13 protein-coding genes and 1 tRNA gene are annotated in these 13,776 nt (G+C 68.4%); 7 read left to right on the forward strand and 7 right to left on the reverse strand.

Annotation, left to right across the window (positions count from 1 at the left end):
- Together M3149_RS02085 and yaaA are read right to left on the reverse strand one after the other, a co-directional pair.
- Positions 1-891, reverse strand: a complete 891-nt coding sequence (locus tag M3149_RS02085; RefSeq protein WP_251707679.1) for a 2OG-Fe(II) oxygenase — start codon at positions 889-891, stop codon at positions 1-3.
- Between the two features lie 22 nt (positions 892-913).
- Positions 914-1,690 (reverse strand): peroxide stress protein YaaA, encoded by a 777-nt coding sequence (yaaA, locus tag M3149_RS02090; protein ID WP_251707680.1) that lies wholly within the window; start codon positions 1,688-1,690, stop codon positions 914-916.
- Between the two features lie 155 nt (positions 1,691-1,845).
- Here yaaA and M3149_RS02095 point away from each other — a divergent pair, with 155 nt between their 5' ends.
- The 4 genes from M3149_RS02095 (at position 1,846) to M3149_RS02110 (ending at position 7,761) form a co-directional block, all read left to right on the forward strand.
- Positions 1,846-2,472, forward strand: a complete 627-nt coding sequence (locus M3149_RS02095; RefSeq protein WP_251707681.1) for a VOC family protein — start codon at positions 1,846-1,848, stop codon at positions 2,470-2,472.
- 331 nt (positions 2,473-2,803) lie between these two features.
- Positions 2,804-4,525 (forward strand): FAD-dependent oxidoreductase, encoded by a 1,722-nt coding sequence (locus M3149_RS02100; protein ID WP_251707682.1) that lies wholly within the window; start codon positions 2,804-2,806, stop codon positions 4,523-4,525.
- Complete coding sequence (locus M3149_RS02105; protein ID WP_251707683.1) at positions 4,522-4,707, forward strand: DUF2783 domain-containing protein; 186 nt, start codon at positions 4,522-4,524, stop codon at positions 4,705-4,707. Before M3149_RS02100 ends, M3149_RS02105 begins: the two co-directional genes overlap by 4 nt.
- Positions 4,708-4,803: 96 nt before the next feature.
- On the forward strand, positions 4,804-7,761 hold the full coding sequence (locus M3149_RS02110) for a valine--tRNA ligase (protein WP_251707684.1): 2,958 nt from the start codon (positions 4,804-4,806) through the stop codon (positions 7,759-7,761).
- A gap of 6 nt (positions 7,762-7,767) precedes the next feature.
- Here M3149_RS02110 and M3149_RS02115 read toward each other — a convergent pair whose 3' ends face one another.
- Genes M3149_RS02115 through cysM form a run of 4 tightly spaced genes read right to left on the reverse strand, consistent with a single transcriptional unit; the run spans position 7,768 to position 10,537 of the window.
- Complete coding sequence (locus M3149_RS02115; protein WP_251707685.1) at positions 7,768-8,814, reverse strand: NAD(P)-dependent oxidoreductase; 1,047 nt, start codon at positions 8,812-8,814, stop codon at positions 7,768-7,770.
- An 8-nt stretch (positions 8,815-8,822) separates the two neighbouring features.
- Positions 8,823-9,053, reverse strand: a complete 231-nt coding sequence (locus M3149_RS02120; protein WP_285886329.1) for a sulfurtransferase TusA family protein — start codon at positions 9,051-9,053, stop codon at positions 8,823-8,825.
- A 33-nt stretch (positions 9,054-9,086) separates the two neighbouring features.
- Entirely contained in the window at positions 9,087-9,626 is a 540-nt protein-coding gene (locus tag M3149_RS02125) for an NUDIX hydrolase (RefSeq protein WP_251707686.1), read from the reverse strand.
- A gap of 8 nt (positions 9,627-9,634) precedes the next feature.
- Positions 9,635-10,537 carry a cysteine synthase CysM gene (gene cysM, locus M3149_RS02130; RefSeq protein WP_251707687.1) on the reverse strand — a complete coding sequence of 301 codons (903 nt, stop codon included), beginning with the start codon at positions 10,535-10,537 and terminating at the stop codon, positions 9,635-9,637.
- Positions 10,538-10,572: 35 nt separating this feature from the next.
- On the opposite strand from cysM, the gene M3149_RS02135 reads away from it, so the two are divergent.
- A tRNA-Leu gene (locus tag M3149_RS02135) sits at positions 10,573-10,657 on the forward strand.
- 73 nt (positions 10,658-10,730) lie between these two features.
- Here the strand turns inward: M3149_RS02135 and M3149_RS02140 are convergent.
- Complete coding sequence (locus M3149_RS02140; RefSeq protein ID WP_251707688.1) at positions 10,731-11,651, reverse strand: SDR family oxidoreductase; 921 nt, start codon at positions 11,649-11,651, stop codon at positions 10,731-10,733.
- 81 nt (positions 11,652-11,732) lie between these two features.
- On the opposite strand from M3149_RS02140, the gene M3149_RS02145 reads away from it, so the two are divergent.
- Both M3149_RS02145 and M3149_RS02150 read left to right on the forward strand, forming a co-directional pair.
- Complete coding sequence (locus M3149_RS02145) at positions 11,733-12,764, forward strand: CDP-6-deoxy-delta-3,4-glucoseen reductase (RefSeq protein WP_251707689.1); 1,032 nt, start codon at positions 11,733-11,735, stop codon at positions 12,762-12,764.
- A gap of 26 nt (positions 12,765-12,790) precedes the next feature.
- Positions 12,791-13,753 carry a Bug family tripartite tricarboxylate transporter substrate binding protein gene (locus tag M3149_RS02150; RefSeq protein ID WP_251707690.1) on the forward strand — a complete coding sequence of 321 codons (963 nt, stop codon included), beginning with the start codon at positions 12,791-12,793 and terminating at the stop codon, positions 13,751-13,753.
- Positions 13,754-13,776 lie beyond the last annotated feature (23 nt).

Here is a 13,776-nt window from a genome sequence, read left to right on the forward strand (position 1 = left end):
TCATTTGAATTCGCCTTCGCGCAGCCACTTGGTGGCCACCCACTTCTCGCCTTCGAGCACCGGCGCACCACCGTGCAGGGTGCGCGTTGATGGATGCGGGCGGTCGTAGCTGAAGAAGACCGCATGGCCGCGCACCGGGGCCACCTCCAGCCCGACGTCGGGGAAGGTGGTGCCACCACCGCGTGTGGGTTCATTGAGGTACATCACCAGCGTGGCCACACGCTGGCCTCCGCGCTTGAGGATGGTGGGCGTGCCCGGCTCGTCGGGGTCGAAGTAGTCGTAATGCGGCTTGTACTCGGCGCCCGGGCGGTAGTGCAGCACCTGCAGGCCCTCGCCGTTCTCCACCGGCCAGCCCACCAGGCGCGCGATGCGCTCCTCGACCGCCGTGACCTCGGGCGTCTGCCCGCGGTTGAAGAACATCCCGTTGCTGGTGCGGTCGGGGTTGAGCTCTTCGCCGCCGGTGCTGGTCTGCACCGTGAGCGAGCGCGCCAGGCGCGGCTTGGCCGATTCGATGATGGCGTCGCACTCCTCGGCGCTGAGCAGATTGCCCAGCACCACCACACGCGGGTGGTTCAGGTGCGTGATGACATCGACCCAACGGTCACCGGCGTCGATGCGCCGCGGCGAGCCCGCAAGGTCGATGGTGGGCACACGCACGCCGGTGCCCAGCGCGGCCTGGACGGCCTCGCGCACCTCGGGGGCGACCGCGCTCAGCTGCTGAGGCGACACCGTGCTCAGGTGGTCGAGCAGCGTGCGCTCCAGCGCCTTCTCGGCCACGCTCTCCTCCCAGCCGGCATCCAGCATCGCCTTGAGGACCGACTCGGGCGAAAAGCCGGCGCTCGCCTGCTCGATGATCCAGCGGCGCAGTTCGGGGGTGACGGTCTGGCTCATGGGCCCTCCTCGGTTGACGGCGTCAGGCCGCGCCGTCGCGGCGAAACACCAGGCGCTCGGGGTCGGACAGCGCGGGCTCGAAACGGTAGCCCTCCAGATCGAAGCCCTTGAGCTGCTCGGGCGTGCTGGCGCGGTGCTGCACCGCCCAGCGCACCATCAACCCGCGCGCGCGCTTGGCGTGAAAGCTGATCACCTTGTACCCCGCCCCCTTGCGTTCTTCAAACACGCAACTGACGACGCGCGGACGCAGGACCTTGCGGTCGACCGCCTTGAAGTACTCCTCGCTGGCGAGGTTGATCACCACCGGGCTCTTGTCGGCCTGCGCGCGCTGGTTCAGGTACTCGGCGATGCGGCTGCCCCACCAGGCGTAGAGGGAGTTGCCGCGCACCGTCTTCAGCCGCGTGCCCATCTCGAGGCGGTAGGGCTGCATCCAGTCCAGCGGGCGCAATACGCCGTACAACCCGCTCAGGATGCACAGGTGTTCCTGCAACCAGTCCAGATCGTGAGCCGTCAGGCTTCTGGCGTCCAGGCCGCCATAGACGTCGCCGTCGAAGGCCAGCACGGCCTGCTTCGAGTTCTTCGCCGTGAAGGTGGGGCGCCAGGCTTCATAGCGCGCCACGTTGAGCGCCGCGAGCTGGTCCGACAGGTCCATCAGCGCCGCCACCTGCTGCGGTGACTTCTGGCGCAGCACGCCCACCAGCTCGCTCGCCTGCTCGACGAACAGCGGCTGTGTGTGGGTCTTGACGTGGGGCGGCGTCTTGTAATCGAGCGCCTTGGCGGGCGAGATGAGGAAGAGCATGGACAACGGGAAACTGGACTTTCCAGGGAACCGGGATTATCGGGGGGCGTCCGACGGAAGGCGGCCGGTGGGGTTGGGTGCGCCGGCTGGAGAATTACGTTTGGAGAAACGCATTTCGCTATGGTAAATTTGAAGCCCTGTCGAAGGAGACCGCCATGACACCTGCCCAGCCCCTTGCCGACCTGCCCGCACCGGCCCCGATCCAGCAGTTGCACCACTACGCCTACCGCGCCCGCGACGCGGAGGAGACGCGCCACTTCTACGAGGACATCCTGGGCCTGCCGCTCTACCACATCATCCAGAGCGACTACGTGCCCAGCACCGGCGAGTACTGCCCGTACACGCACTTCTTCTTCCGCCTGCAGGACGGCTCGTTCATCGCCTTCTTCGACCTCGGCGACGACGAAGCCGCGCTGCCGAGCCCGAACACGCCGAAGTGGGTGAACCACATCAGCTTCCGCGTGAACTCGGTGGAAGAGCTGCAGAACACCAAGGCGCGCCTGGAGGCGCACGGCATCGAGGTGCTGGGCGTGACCGACCACCACATCTTCAAGAGCATTTATTTCTTCGACCCGAACGGCATCCGCCTGGAGCTGACGGCGCAACTGGCCGACGAATTCCAGATGCTGCAGGAGAGCAAGACGGCGCACGCGCGGCTGGGTGAGTGGAATGCGCGCAAGGAGCAGTGGCGTCAGGAGCGCGCTGCGGGCAAGACCGCAGCACCGCTGAAGCCGCAGCAAAACGATCGGCCGGAGGTGGCGGCAAAGGCTGCGAAGGTCTGATTTGCTGCCATGGCGTTGTACTGGCGCCGGTCGGCGGCGACCGGTATCCGGCTCCGCGACTGTCCCCCGCCAAGGGCTGCGCCCTTGGCTCCTCCTTTATGTCGCTGCGCCGGACACCGATCACCACCGCCCCCGGGGCAAGCGTCAGGTCGCCTGCCACAGCGCTGCTACAGCTCGCGAGTGCGGGGTGCTCCACGCAGCGACATAAAGGAGGAGGCCCTGCGCAGCAGGGCCGGGGGACAGTCGCGGAGTGGAGTACCCCGCGATCGCGAGCAACGCGAGGTGGTCGAGTGAAGCGCCAGCAAGCCCGACCGATACGAGGAAACTGCAGATGACCTACAAAGAAGTCGCCCACACCAACAGCTACGAGTTCACCCAGGGCGGTGGCTACGAGCTGCCCACCTACCCCTTCGTGCCGCCACCGGAAATCGGCAGCGCAACACCGGCACACCACCCCATCGTCATCGTCGGCGGCGGCATCACCGGCCTCACCATGGCCTGCTCGCTTGCACGCCTGGGGGTCAAGGCCATCCTCATCGACGAGGACGACACCGTGGGTGTCAAGGGCGCATCGTCGCGCGGCATCTGCTACACGCAGAAGTCGCTCGAGATCTTCGAGCGACTGGGCGTGTACGAGCCCATCGCCGCCAAGGGCGTGCAATGGAGCGTGGGCCGCACCTACGCCGGGCACGACGAGGTCTACAACTTCGACCTGCGCCAGCAGGGCAGCTTCCACCTGAGCGAACAGCCGCCCTTCATCAACATCCAGCAGTTCTACATCGAAGCCTTCCTGGTCGACCGCATCAACGCGCTCGGCCATGTGGAACTGCGCTGGCGCAACCGCCTCACCGCCTTCGAGCAGGACGAACAGAGCGCGCTGCTCACCATCGAGACGCCCGCAGGCAGCTACCAGCTGCGCGCCGAACACGTGATCGACGCCACCGGCTCCGCCAGCCCGCTGCGCAAGTGGCTCAACGTGCCGTTCGACAGCAAGCGTGGCGACGACCGCTGGTGCATCGCCGACGTGCGCTTCACCACCCGCCCGCCGCAGGAGCGCCACACCTGGATCGAGGCGCCCTTCAACGAGAACCGCGCCGTGTGGCAGCACCTCATGGGCGATGAGGTCTGGCGTATCGACTACCAGATGGCCCCGAACGCCGACCCGGCCCAGGTGAGCCGCGAGGACGTGGTGCGCGAGCGCCTGGCGCGCCAGTTCGGCAAGGACGTGCAGGTCGAGATCGTGTGGGTCGGCCCCTATGCCTACCGCAGCGAGTGCGTGCACGCCATGCGCGCCGGGCGCGTGTTCTTCATGGGCGACTCGGCCAAGGTGGTGAGCCCCTTCGGTGCGCGCGGCGGCAACACCGGCGTGGCCGATGCCGACAACCTGGCCTGGAAACTGGCCGCGGTGAGGGCCGGCCGCGCCGCGCCCGCGCTGCTGGAGAGTTACCACGACGAACGCCTGGAGGCCGCGCAGGAGAACGTGCGCGTGACCAACCGCACCGCGCGCTTCCTGCGCCCGGCCGATGGCATCGAGCGCGTCTACCGCAGCGCGGCCATCGCGCTGGCCAAGCGCCACGCGTTCGCGCGTCCCCTCATCAACACCGGTCGCATGGCGGTGGCCAACCCGTACACCCGCTCGCGCGCCTGCCTCTACCGCACCGGCAGCGCGGCCGGGCAATCGGTGCAGAACGTGGCGTTCCGCTGGGCCAACGGGCGCGAGGGACGCGTCAACCAGCTGCTCGACTGGGCCGGCAGCGACTTGCTCCTGCTGTGCTTCGGGCCGCTGTCGAAAGCCGCCCTGGCACGGCTGGCCGGCCTTGCGGGCACGACGCCGCTGCGCGTGGTGCAGGTGGCCGGCACCGCTGACGCAGCGCAGGTCGTCGAACATGTGCGCGACACACTGGGCCACCTGCGCGGGGCCTGCCAGGTGCAAGCCGGCGACTGGGCGCTGGTGCGCCCCGACGGCTACCTCGCCGCGAGCGGCCACGCCATCGACGGCGAACTGGTTCAAGCCATCGCCCTGTCCCTCGGTCTCACCGGAGTGCACGCATGATCACCACCCCGAACTGGCAGGACGCCGACACCTTCTACGAACAGCTGCTGGACGCCCAGGTCGGGCTCACGCCCGAGCAGATCCAGGCCTTCAGCGCGCGGCTCATCCTGCTGCTGGCCAACCAGGTGGGCGATGCCCGGGTGCTCGGCGAGTGCATCGCCGCGGCGCGCGAAGCCCTCTGAAACCGGGTCCGGCACGGGGCGGCCGGTAAAATCGGCGCCATTCCCGAACATTCCAACGGCATCCCGCGGGATGCCGTTGTCTTTCTGGCGCACCCCATGACCGACACCGTGCAGCAACCCGGCCTCGCTTCGCTGGCCAAATCCTTCGAACCCGCCCCCCTGGAAGCCCGGTGGGGCCCGTGGTGGGAGCAACGCGGTGTGGGCAAAGCCGGATTCCGTGGCACGGGCGAAGCGCGCGCAGGCGCGCCGTCGTTCTGCATCCAGCTACCGCCGCCGAACGTGACCGGCACGCTGCACATGGGCCACGCGTTCAACCAGACCATCATGGACAGCCTCACGCGCTACCACCGCATGATGGGCGCGAACACGCTGTGGGTGCCCGGCACCGACCACGCAGGCATCGCCACGCAGATTGTGGTGGAACGCCAGTTGCAGGAACAGAAGATCAGCCGCCACGACCTCGGCCGCGACGCCTTCACGAAGAAGGTCTGGGAATGGAAAGAGAAAAGCGGCAACACCATCACCGGCCAGATGCGCCGCATGGGCGATACGGTGGACTGGTCGCGCGAGTACTTCACCATGGACGACAAGCTCTCGTCCGTGGTCACCGAGACCTTCGTGCGACTGTACGAACAAGGCCTCATCTACCGCGGCAAGCGCCTGGTCAACTGGGACCCGGTGCTCAAGACCGCGGTGAGCGACCTGGAGGTCGAGAGCGAGGAGGAAGACGGCTTCCTCTGGCACATCCGCTACCCGCTGGCCGATGGCTCGGGCTCGGTGGTGGTGGCCACCACGCGCCCGGAGACCATGTTGGGCGACACCGCGGTGATGGTGCATCCCGAGGACGAGCGCTACAGCGCCATCGTCGGCAAGGCGGTGAAGCTGCCGCTGTGCGAGCGCGAGATTCCCGTCATAGCCGACGAATACGTGGACCGCGCGTTCGGCACCGGTGTGGTCAAGGTCACGCCCGCGCACGACCACAACGACCACGCTGTGGGCCAGCGCCACAAGCTGCCCACCATCGGTGTGCTCACGCTGGACGCCGCCATCAACGACAACGCGCCCGACAAGTACCGTGGCATGGACCGCTTCGCCGCACGCAAGGCGGTGGTGGCCGACCTGGAGGCGCAGGGCCTGCTGGTCGAGACGAAGAAGCACAAGCTCATGGTGCCGCGCTGCGCGCGCACCGGCGCGGTGGTCGAGCCCATGCTCACGGACCAGTGGTTCATCGCCATGAGCAAGGTCAGCGCCCAGGACCCGAGCGGCAAGAGCATCGCGCAGAAGGCCATCGACGCGGTCGCCTCCGGCGAGGTGAAGTTCGTGCCCGAGAACTGGGTCAACACCTACGACCAGTGGATGAAGAACATCCAGGACTGGTGCATCAGCCGCCAGCTCTGGTGGGGTCACCAGATCCCCGCCTGGTACGACGAGGACGGCAACATCGTCGTGGCGCGCAACGCCGAAGAAGCGCAGGCCAAGGCCCCGGGCAAAAAGCTCACGCGTGACCCCGACGTGCTCGACACCTGGTACTCCTCCGCCCTCGTGCCCTTCAGCACCATGGGCTGGCCAGAACATGGAGCCCCCACGCTCGGCACTGACGTGTCCTCGCTGCCCCCCGAGGGGGCTGCTGCGCCTTGGGGCGGCCCGGCGGCGCAGCGGTCAGGCCTGCGCGACTTTGATCTCTACCTGCCCAGCAGCGTGCTCGTCACGGGCTACGACATCATCTTCTTCTGGGTCGCGCGCATGATCATGATGACGACCCACTTCACCGGGCGTGTGCCGTTCCGCCACGTCTACATCCACGGCCTGGTGCGCGACGCGCAGGGCCGCAAGATGAGCAAGAGCGAAGGCAACGTGCTCGACCCGGTGGACCTGATCGACGGCATCGCGCTGCCGCAGTTGCTGGACAAGCGCACCACCGGCCTGCGCAAGCCCGAGACCGCGCCGCGCGTGCGCAAGGACACCGAGAAGGAATTCCCCGAAGGCATTCCGGCCTACGGCGCGGACGCGCTGCGCTTCACCTTCGCGGCACTGGCGTCGCTGGGCCGCAGCATCAACTTCGACAGCAAGCGCTGCGAGGGCTACCGCAACTTCTGCAACAAGCTCTGGAACGCCTCGCGCTTCGTGCTCATGAACTGCGAGGGCCACGACTGCGGCCTGAGGGAACACACCAAGGACGAATGCGCCGTCGGTCAGCCTTTCCACAGCTACCTGAGCTTCAGCCAGGCGGACCGCTGGATCAGCTCAACCCTGCAACGCGTCGAAGCCGACGTCGCCAAGGGCTTTGCCGAGTACCGGCTCGACAACGTGGCCAACGCCATCTACGACTTCGTGTGGAACCAGTTCTGCGACTGGTACCTCGAGATCGCCAAGGTGCAGATCCAGACCGGCGACGCCGCGCAGCAGCGCGCCACGCGCCGCACGTTGATCCGCACGCTCGAGGCCATCCTGCGGCTGGCGCACCCGGTGATCCCTTTCATTACCGAGGAGCTGTGGCAGAAGGTCGCGCCGGTGGCCGGCCGTGGCGGCGAGTCGGTGGCGCTGGCCGCCTACCCGGTGTGCCAGCCGGAACGCATCGACGAAGCCGCCGAGGCGCAGGTGGCGCGCCTGAAGAAGCTGGTGGACGCCTGCCGCACCTTGCGCGGCGAAATGGGCGTGTCGCCCGCGCAGCGCCTGCCGCTCTACGCGGTGGGCGACGCCGCCTTCCTGCGCGATGCCGCGCCAGTGCTGCAGGCCCTGGCCAAGCTGGCCGAGGTTCGCGTGTTCGACGACGAGGCCACCTGGGCGCAGGCCGCCGGTGCCGCACCCGTGGCCGTGGTGGGCGATGCCCGGCTGTGCCTGTTCATGGAAATCGACGTGGCGGCCGAGAAAGCCCGTCTCGCCAAGGAGGCCGCGCGCCTGCAGGGCGAGATCGCCAAGGCGCAGGGCAAGCTGGCCAACGAGGGCTTTGTGGCACGCGCGCCAGCGGCGGTGATCGAGCAGGAAAAGCAGCGCGTGGCCGAGTTCGGCGCCACGCTGCAAAAGGTGCAAGACCAGCTGGCCCGCCTGGGCTGAGCCTCGTCAGTCCCTGTCGTGCATGGCGAGCGACGCCCACTGCGAGGGCGTGGCCGCCTGCGGTGGGTCGCCCGACTCCGGGAAGCCGGTGCTGTCGAGGGCGGCGAAATCGCTGCCGCCGGGCTCGCGGCGGGCCTCCTCGGGGGAGAGCGTTTCGTGGATGCGGCGCGCCAGGTACCAGCTCGCGCGCAGCTTGGCCTCGCGCGTGTGCGAGCCCAGACGCGGCGTGAGGTGCAGGTTGGGCACGCCGTGCAGCGGTGAGCCCGCGGCGGCGAACGCCGGGTTGGCGCCGTCGAGCAGGCAGGCGTCGATGCGGCCGTCGCACAAGGCCAAGGCCAGCGCCTCCGGGTCGAACAGGGCGCTGCGGCTCACGCCGACCCACAGTTGGCCGGGCTTGCAGTGGTTGAGCAGGCGCTCATTGATCCAGCCCTTGAAGCGCGAGGCGTAGACCATCTGCAGCGAAATCGCGTCCGAGCGCGACAGCAGTTCGTCGTAGGGCACGGGCTCCACGCCCAGCTTGCCCCAGAGCTCGGCAGCGTGGTGCACGGCCGGGTCGTAGCCGAGCACGCGCACGCCCAGGCAGCGCAGCATCGGCGCCAGCGTGTGCGCCACCGGCGCCATGCCCAGCAGGCCCACGGTACTGCCCGCGAGCTCGCGGCCCATGCGCACCTGGCCCAGCTTGCGGCCCAGCAGGGCACTCACCATGCCGCGGCGGTAGAGCATCAACAGGCCGTACAGCAAGTACTCGGCATTGGAGCGCACCGTGGCACTGCGCGCCTGCAGCACGCGCACGCCGCGGCGCGAGCAGGCCTCAAGGTCGGTGTTGTCGCTGGAGATCTGCATGCGCGCGACCATCTGCAGCAGCGGCGCATGCTCGAGGAATTCGGCCGAGATGATGACGTGGGGCGGCACCACGATGGCGCGCGTGTCAGCCACGGCCTGCCGCAACCCGGCAGGGTCATCGGCCAGTTCGGGTTGGTAGGCGACCTGGTAACGCTCCTGCAACCACGCCAGTGCCTCGGGCACCAGCGGATCGACAAGCAGGACGTCCATGGCGCGTTTCAACGGCGCTTGAGCACCGAGATGTGTTCGCCGCCCACCGATTCCTGGTGCACGAGCAGGTTGCCGGTCTGTTTGGCGAAGGCCTGGAAATCGCGCACCGAGCCGGCGTCGGTGGCCACCACCTTGAGTGTCTGGCCGCTGTGCATGTCGGCCAGGGCCTTCTTGGCCTTGAGAATGGGCAGGGGGCAGTTCAGGCCCCGCGCGTCGAGTTCGCGGTCAGCGGCGATCATGAAAGAAGGCTCCGGGCGGGAAAACGCTGCATTCTAGGCCGGGCGGGGATTTGGTGGGTCGTCCAGGAATGCCGGCGTGTGCCCGCGTGACAAAAGCCACTGCGCCAGGGCCAGGCCGGTGCCGGCGCGCCAACAGCGCACGGCCGCCGGCTCCAGCAGCCGGTACTCCGACAGCTCGGGCGAGAGCCGCACCGCGCCCTTGCAGCGCGCGTGGTAGGTCACGATGACCTGGTTCATGCGCTGGAAGTCGTGCACCGCCACCAGCGAGAGCGCCTCGGTCTGCAGCGACGTCTCCTCGGCGATCTCGCGCCGGATACCCTCCTCCGGCGTCTCGCCGGCCTCCATGAAGCCGGTAATGAGGCCGAAGAACTTGCCGCTCCAGGCGGCGTTGCGCGCCAGCAGCACCTTGCCGTCAAGTTCGACGATGGCTGCCAGCACCGGCGTGGGGTTGTTCCAGTGCGTGAAGCCGCAGGCCGGGCAACGCAGGCGCTGCTTCTCGCCACCGTCTTCCGCCGCGGCGATGAGCTGCAGCGGCGCGGCGCACTGCGGGCAATAGCGGAATTCGCCCGCCATGGTGGCCGTCAGGCGGGGAACACGCCGGTGGAGAGGTAGCGGTCGCCGCGATCGCACACGACGAAGGCGATAGTGGCGTTCTCCACCTGACGAGCCACCTGCAGCGCGGCCCACAGCGCACCGGCGGCCGAAATGCCGCCAAAGATGCCCTCCTCGCGGGCCATCCGGCGCGCCATGTCCTCGGCGTCGCCCTGCGACACGTACACGAGTTCGTCCACCGCCTTGGGGTCGTAGATCTTGGGCAGGTACTCCTGTGGCCACTTGCGGATGCCCGGGATGCGCGAACCCTCACTGGGCTGCGCACCGACGATGCGGATCGTGGGGTTCTTTTCCTTCAGGAAACGCGAGACGCCGGTGATGGTGCCGGTGGTGCCCATGGCGCTCACGAAGTGGGTGATGCGCCCGCCGGTTTGCTCCCACAGCTCGGGGCCGGTGGTCTCGTAATGCACGCGCGGGTTGTCGGGGTTGGCGAACTGGTCGAGCACGCGGCCCTTGCCCTCGGCCTGCATCTTCTCGGCCAGGTCGCGCGCCGACTCCATGCCGCCGCTCTTGGGCGTGAGGATCAGCTCGGCACCGAAGGCCTTCATGGTCTGCGCGCGTTCGATGGACAGGTCCTCCGGCATGATGAGCACCATGCGGTAGCCCTTGATGGCCGCCGCCATGGCGAGTGCAATGCCGGTGTTGCCCGACGTGGCCTCGATCAGCGTGTCGCCGGGTTTGATGTCGCCGCGCTCCTCGGCGCGGCGGATCATGGACAGCGCGGGCCGGTCTTTCACCGAGCCGGCGGGGTTGTTGCCTTCGAGCTTGCCAAGGATCACGTTGCCGCGGGCGGCGTTCTCGGCCGCGCCGATGCGCTGCAGCGCGACCAGCGGTGTGCGGCCGATCGCATCTTCAATGGTGGGGTATTGCATGCCATCACTGTGCCATAATCCGCGCCCTTGCCTGGGCCGAAGTGGCGGAATCGGTAGACGCAGCGGATTCAAAATCCGCCGCCGCAAGGTGTGCCGGTTCGAGTCCGGCCTTCGGCACCACGCAACACCCCTGCACGAAGCCCGGTCATGCCGGGCTTTCGCGCTTCATGGCGCCAGCGGCGCATCCTGCACGTCAGGCCCGCAAGCCCTCGGCCACCGTGGGATGGTGCAGGCGCAGGCGCAACTCCTGCTTGAGCCGCTGGTTGGTGAGCCGGCGCGATTCGCCCATGAAACTCAACAGCATCAGCGGCAGTTGGTCCTTGGCAGCGTCGCGCGCCACGCGCGGTGGGCGTGGCAGGCCGTACAAGTCGGCCGCAAGGTCGCAATAGTCACCCATCTTGAGCACCGTGTCGTCCACGACGTGGAACACGCGCTGCGCACGCCCGCGCCACAGCGCCAGCGCGCAGGCGCGCGCCAGATCGTCGGCGTGCACGTGGTTGGTGAACACATCGTCTTCGGCGCGCAGCACCGGTGTGCCGCGCAGCAGGCGATCGCGTGGCGTGCCGCCTTCGCGATCGTTGGCATAGATGCCCGGAATTCTGAGAATGCTGGCGCGCACGCCCACGGCGCGGCCGAGCCAGCGCACGCGGTCTTCGGCGTCGACGCGGCGCAATGCCCGCGGGGTGTGCGGGCGCACCGGCACGGCTTCGCTGGTCCACGCGCCCTGCCGGTCGCCGTAGACGCCGCTGGTGGAGCCGTAGACCAGCGACAACGGTGGCGAACGCTGGGCCAACGCCCGCACCAGGGCACGTGTACGCGGGTCCGTGCGCCAGTCAGGGTTGCCTTCGCCGGGGGGCGGGGCCAGGTGCAGCACGCGCGAGGCCAGCCCCGCCAGGCGGCGCAGGCTGCGCGGGTCGTCGAGGTTGCCGGCAAGCGGGGTGATGCCCGCTGCGCGCAAGGCATCGGCTCGCGCGGGGGTGGAGGTGAGCGCCATCAGGCGCACGCGTCGACCGGCGCCGAGTTCGCGCGCGGCGCGAAGGCCCACGTCGCCGCAGCCCACGATCAACACCCGTTCACGCCGGAAGCGTGCGGGCAAGGCGCCCAGAAAACTCATCGGAAGAGGGTTTTTGCGACAATGCGCGGTTGCTGTTGCGGGGCTTGCTGCGCGTGCGCCCCACTCTGAAAGTTTGCGAGTATGACATTCACCATCACCGTGCAGCCCAGCGGGCGCACCTTCTCCGCCAACCCCGACGAAGCCATGCTGGCCGCGGGCATCCGCCAGGGCATCGGCCTGCCCTATGGCTGCAAGGACGGCGCCTGCGGCTCCTGCAAGTGCAAGCTGCTGGCGGGCAACGTGGTGCACGGTCCGCACCAATCCAAGGCCCTGAGCGCCGAGGAAGCGGCGGCCGGCTATGTGCTCACCTGCTGCGGCGTGGCCCAGAGCGACGTGGTCCTGGAGTCGCGCCAGGTCACCGAGGTTGGCGCCTTTCCGATCAAGAAGATGCCTGCGCGCGTGAGCAGCTTGAGCCGTGCCTCGCACGACGTGATGGTGCTGCGCCTGCAATTGCCGGCGAGCGACACCTTCCAGTACCGCGCCGGCCAGTACGTCGAGTTCATCCTGCGCGATGGCGACCGCCGCAGCTACTCGATGGCCAATGCGCCGCACACGCAGGCCGAGGCGCCCGGCCTTGAGCTGCACCTGCGCCACATGCCCGGCGGCAAGTTCACCGACCAGGTGTTCAGCACCATGAAGGAGAAGGACATCCTTCGCATCGAAGGCCCGTTCGGCAGCTTCTTCCTGCGCGAGGACAGCGACAAGCCCATGATCCTGCTCGCCTCGGGCACGGGCTTCGCGCCCATCAAGGCCATCATCGAGCACATGCGCTTCAAGGGCATCCAGCGCCCGGCCACCCTGTACTGGGGCGGCCGCCGCCCGGGCGACCTGTACCAGAGCGCGTGGATCGAGGAGCAGCTCGCTGCCATGCCCAACCTGCGCTACGTGCCAGTGATCTCCGACGCCTTGCCCGAGGACGGCTGGAGCGGACGCACCGGCTTCGTGCACCGCGCCGTGCTGCAGGACCACCCCGACCTCAGCGGCTTCGAGGTCTATGCCTGCGGCGCGCCGATCGTGGTCGAATCGGCCCGCAAGGACTACGTGGCCGAGGGCAAGTTGCCCGAAGAGTGCTACTTCGCCGACTCGTTCACCAGCGCCGCCGACAAGGCTTGATCACCACCACCACCGGAGACCACGACATGATTTCACGCCGCCACGCCATCGCCCTCACCGCTGCCACGCTGGCCCTGCCCGCCTGGGCGCAGGCGCGTACCACGCGCATCGTCGTGCCCTTTGCAGCCGGCGGTCCGATCGATGTGACGGCGCGCATCCTGGCCGAGGCGGTGAAGGACTCGCTGGGAACCGTGATCATCGAAAACCGCCCCGGTGCGGGCGGCAACATCGGCGTGAGCCAGGTCGCCAAGGCGGCGCCCGACGGCCTCACGCTGGGTATCGCCACCACGGCCTCGCACGGCATCAATCCCTGGCTCTTCAAGCAACTGCCTTACGACCCGGCGAAGGATTTCGCGCCCGTGACGCAGATGCTGCGTGTGCCCAACGTGCTGGTGATGAACGCCGAGACCGCGCAGCGCCTGGCGATCAACAGCGTGCCCGACCTGATCCGCTACGGCAAGGCCAACCCGGGCCGCCTGAACTACGGCTCGGGCGGCAACGGCAGTGCCGGCCACCTCGCGGGCGAGCTGTTCAAGAACCAGGCCGGCATCTTCGCGGTACACATTCCCTACAACGGCGGGAACCCGGCGCAGCTCGGCCTGCTGTCCGGTCAGGTCGACTTCAACTTCGACAACCTCGCCACCGCGGCGGCCAATATCCGCTCGGGCAAGCTCAAGGCGCTTGCCGTCACCACCATGCAACGCAGCAGCGTGATGCCCGACGTGCCCACGGTGGCAGAGACCCTGCCCGGCTTCGAGATCGACACCTGGTGGGGCCTGATCGCACCCGCGGGCACACCGGCCGACGTGGTGGCGCAGCTCAACGCGGCCTTCGGCAAGGCGTTGCAGTCGCCCGAGGTGAAATCGAAGTTCGCCGGCCTGATGGCCGAGCCCGCGCCGAGCTCCCCCCAGGCCTTCGGTGAGTTCATGACCCGCGAGCGCGCCAAGTACGAGCGGGTGGTGAAACTCAGCGGCGCGAAGGTGGATTGAAACGAAACACCCCCTGCGCCGCT

Source organism: Hydrogenophaga intermedia (assembly GCF_023715105.1).
Taxonomy (GTDB): Bacteria; Pseudomonadota; Gammaproteobacteria; order Burkholderiales; family Burkholderiaceae_C; genus Hydrogenophaga; species Hydrogenophaga intermedia_A.

Bases quoted from the DNA above. Each gene is read 5' to 3' on its own strand.
- M3149_RS02085 (WP_251707679.1), bottom strand. From the start codon at position 891: ATGAGCCAGACCGTCACCCCCGAACTGCGCCGCTGGATCATCGAGCAG.
- yaaA (WP_251707680.1), bottom strand. From the start codon at position 1,690: ATGCTCTTCCTCATCTCGCCCGCCAAGGCGCTCGATTACAAGACGCCG.
- M3149_RS02095 (WP_251707681.1), top strand. From the start codon at position 1,846: ATGACACCTGCCCAGCCCCTTGCCGACCTGCCCGCACCGGCCCCGATC.
- M3149_RS02100 (WP_251707682.1), top strand. From the start codon at position 2,804: ATGACCTACAAAGAAGTCGCCCACACCAACAGCTACGAGTTCACCCAG.
- M3149_RS02105 (WP_251707683.1), top strand. From the start codon at position 4,522: ATGATCACCACCCCGAACTGGCAGGACGCCGACACCTTCTACGAACAG.
- M3149_RS02110 (WP_251707684.1), top strand. From the start codon at position 4,804: ATGACCGACACCGTGCAGCAACCCGGCCTCGCTTCGCTGGCCAAATCC.
- M3149_RS02115 (WP_251707685.1), bottom strand. From the start codon at position 8,814: ATGGACGTCCTGCTTGTCGATCCGCTGGTGCCCGAGGCACTGGCGTGG.
- M3149_RS02120 (WP_285886329.1), bottom strand. From the start codon at position 9,053: ATGATCGCCGCTGACCGCGAACTCGACGCGCGGGGCCTGAACTGCCCC.
- M3149_RS02125 (WP_251707686.1), bottom strand. From the start codon at position 9,626: ATGGCGGGCGAATTCCGCTATTGCCCGCAGTGCGCCGCGCCGCTGCAG.
- cysM (WP_251707687.1), bottom strand. From the start codon at position 10,537: ATGCAATACCCCACCATTGAAGATGCGATCGGCCGCACACCGCTGGTC.
- M3149_RS02140 (WP_251707688.1), bottom strand. From the start codon at position 11,651: ATGAGTTTTCTGGGCGCCTTGCCCGCACGCTTCCGGCGTGAACGGGTG.
- M3149_RS02145 (WP_251707689.1), top strand. From the start codon at position 11,733: ATGACATTCACCATCACCGTGCAGCCCAGCGGGCGCACCTTCTCCGCC.
- M3149_RS02150 (WP_251707690.1), top strand. From the start codon at position 12,791: ATGATTTCACGCCGCCACGCCATCGCCCTCACCGCTGCCACGCTGGCC.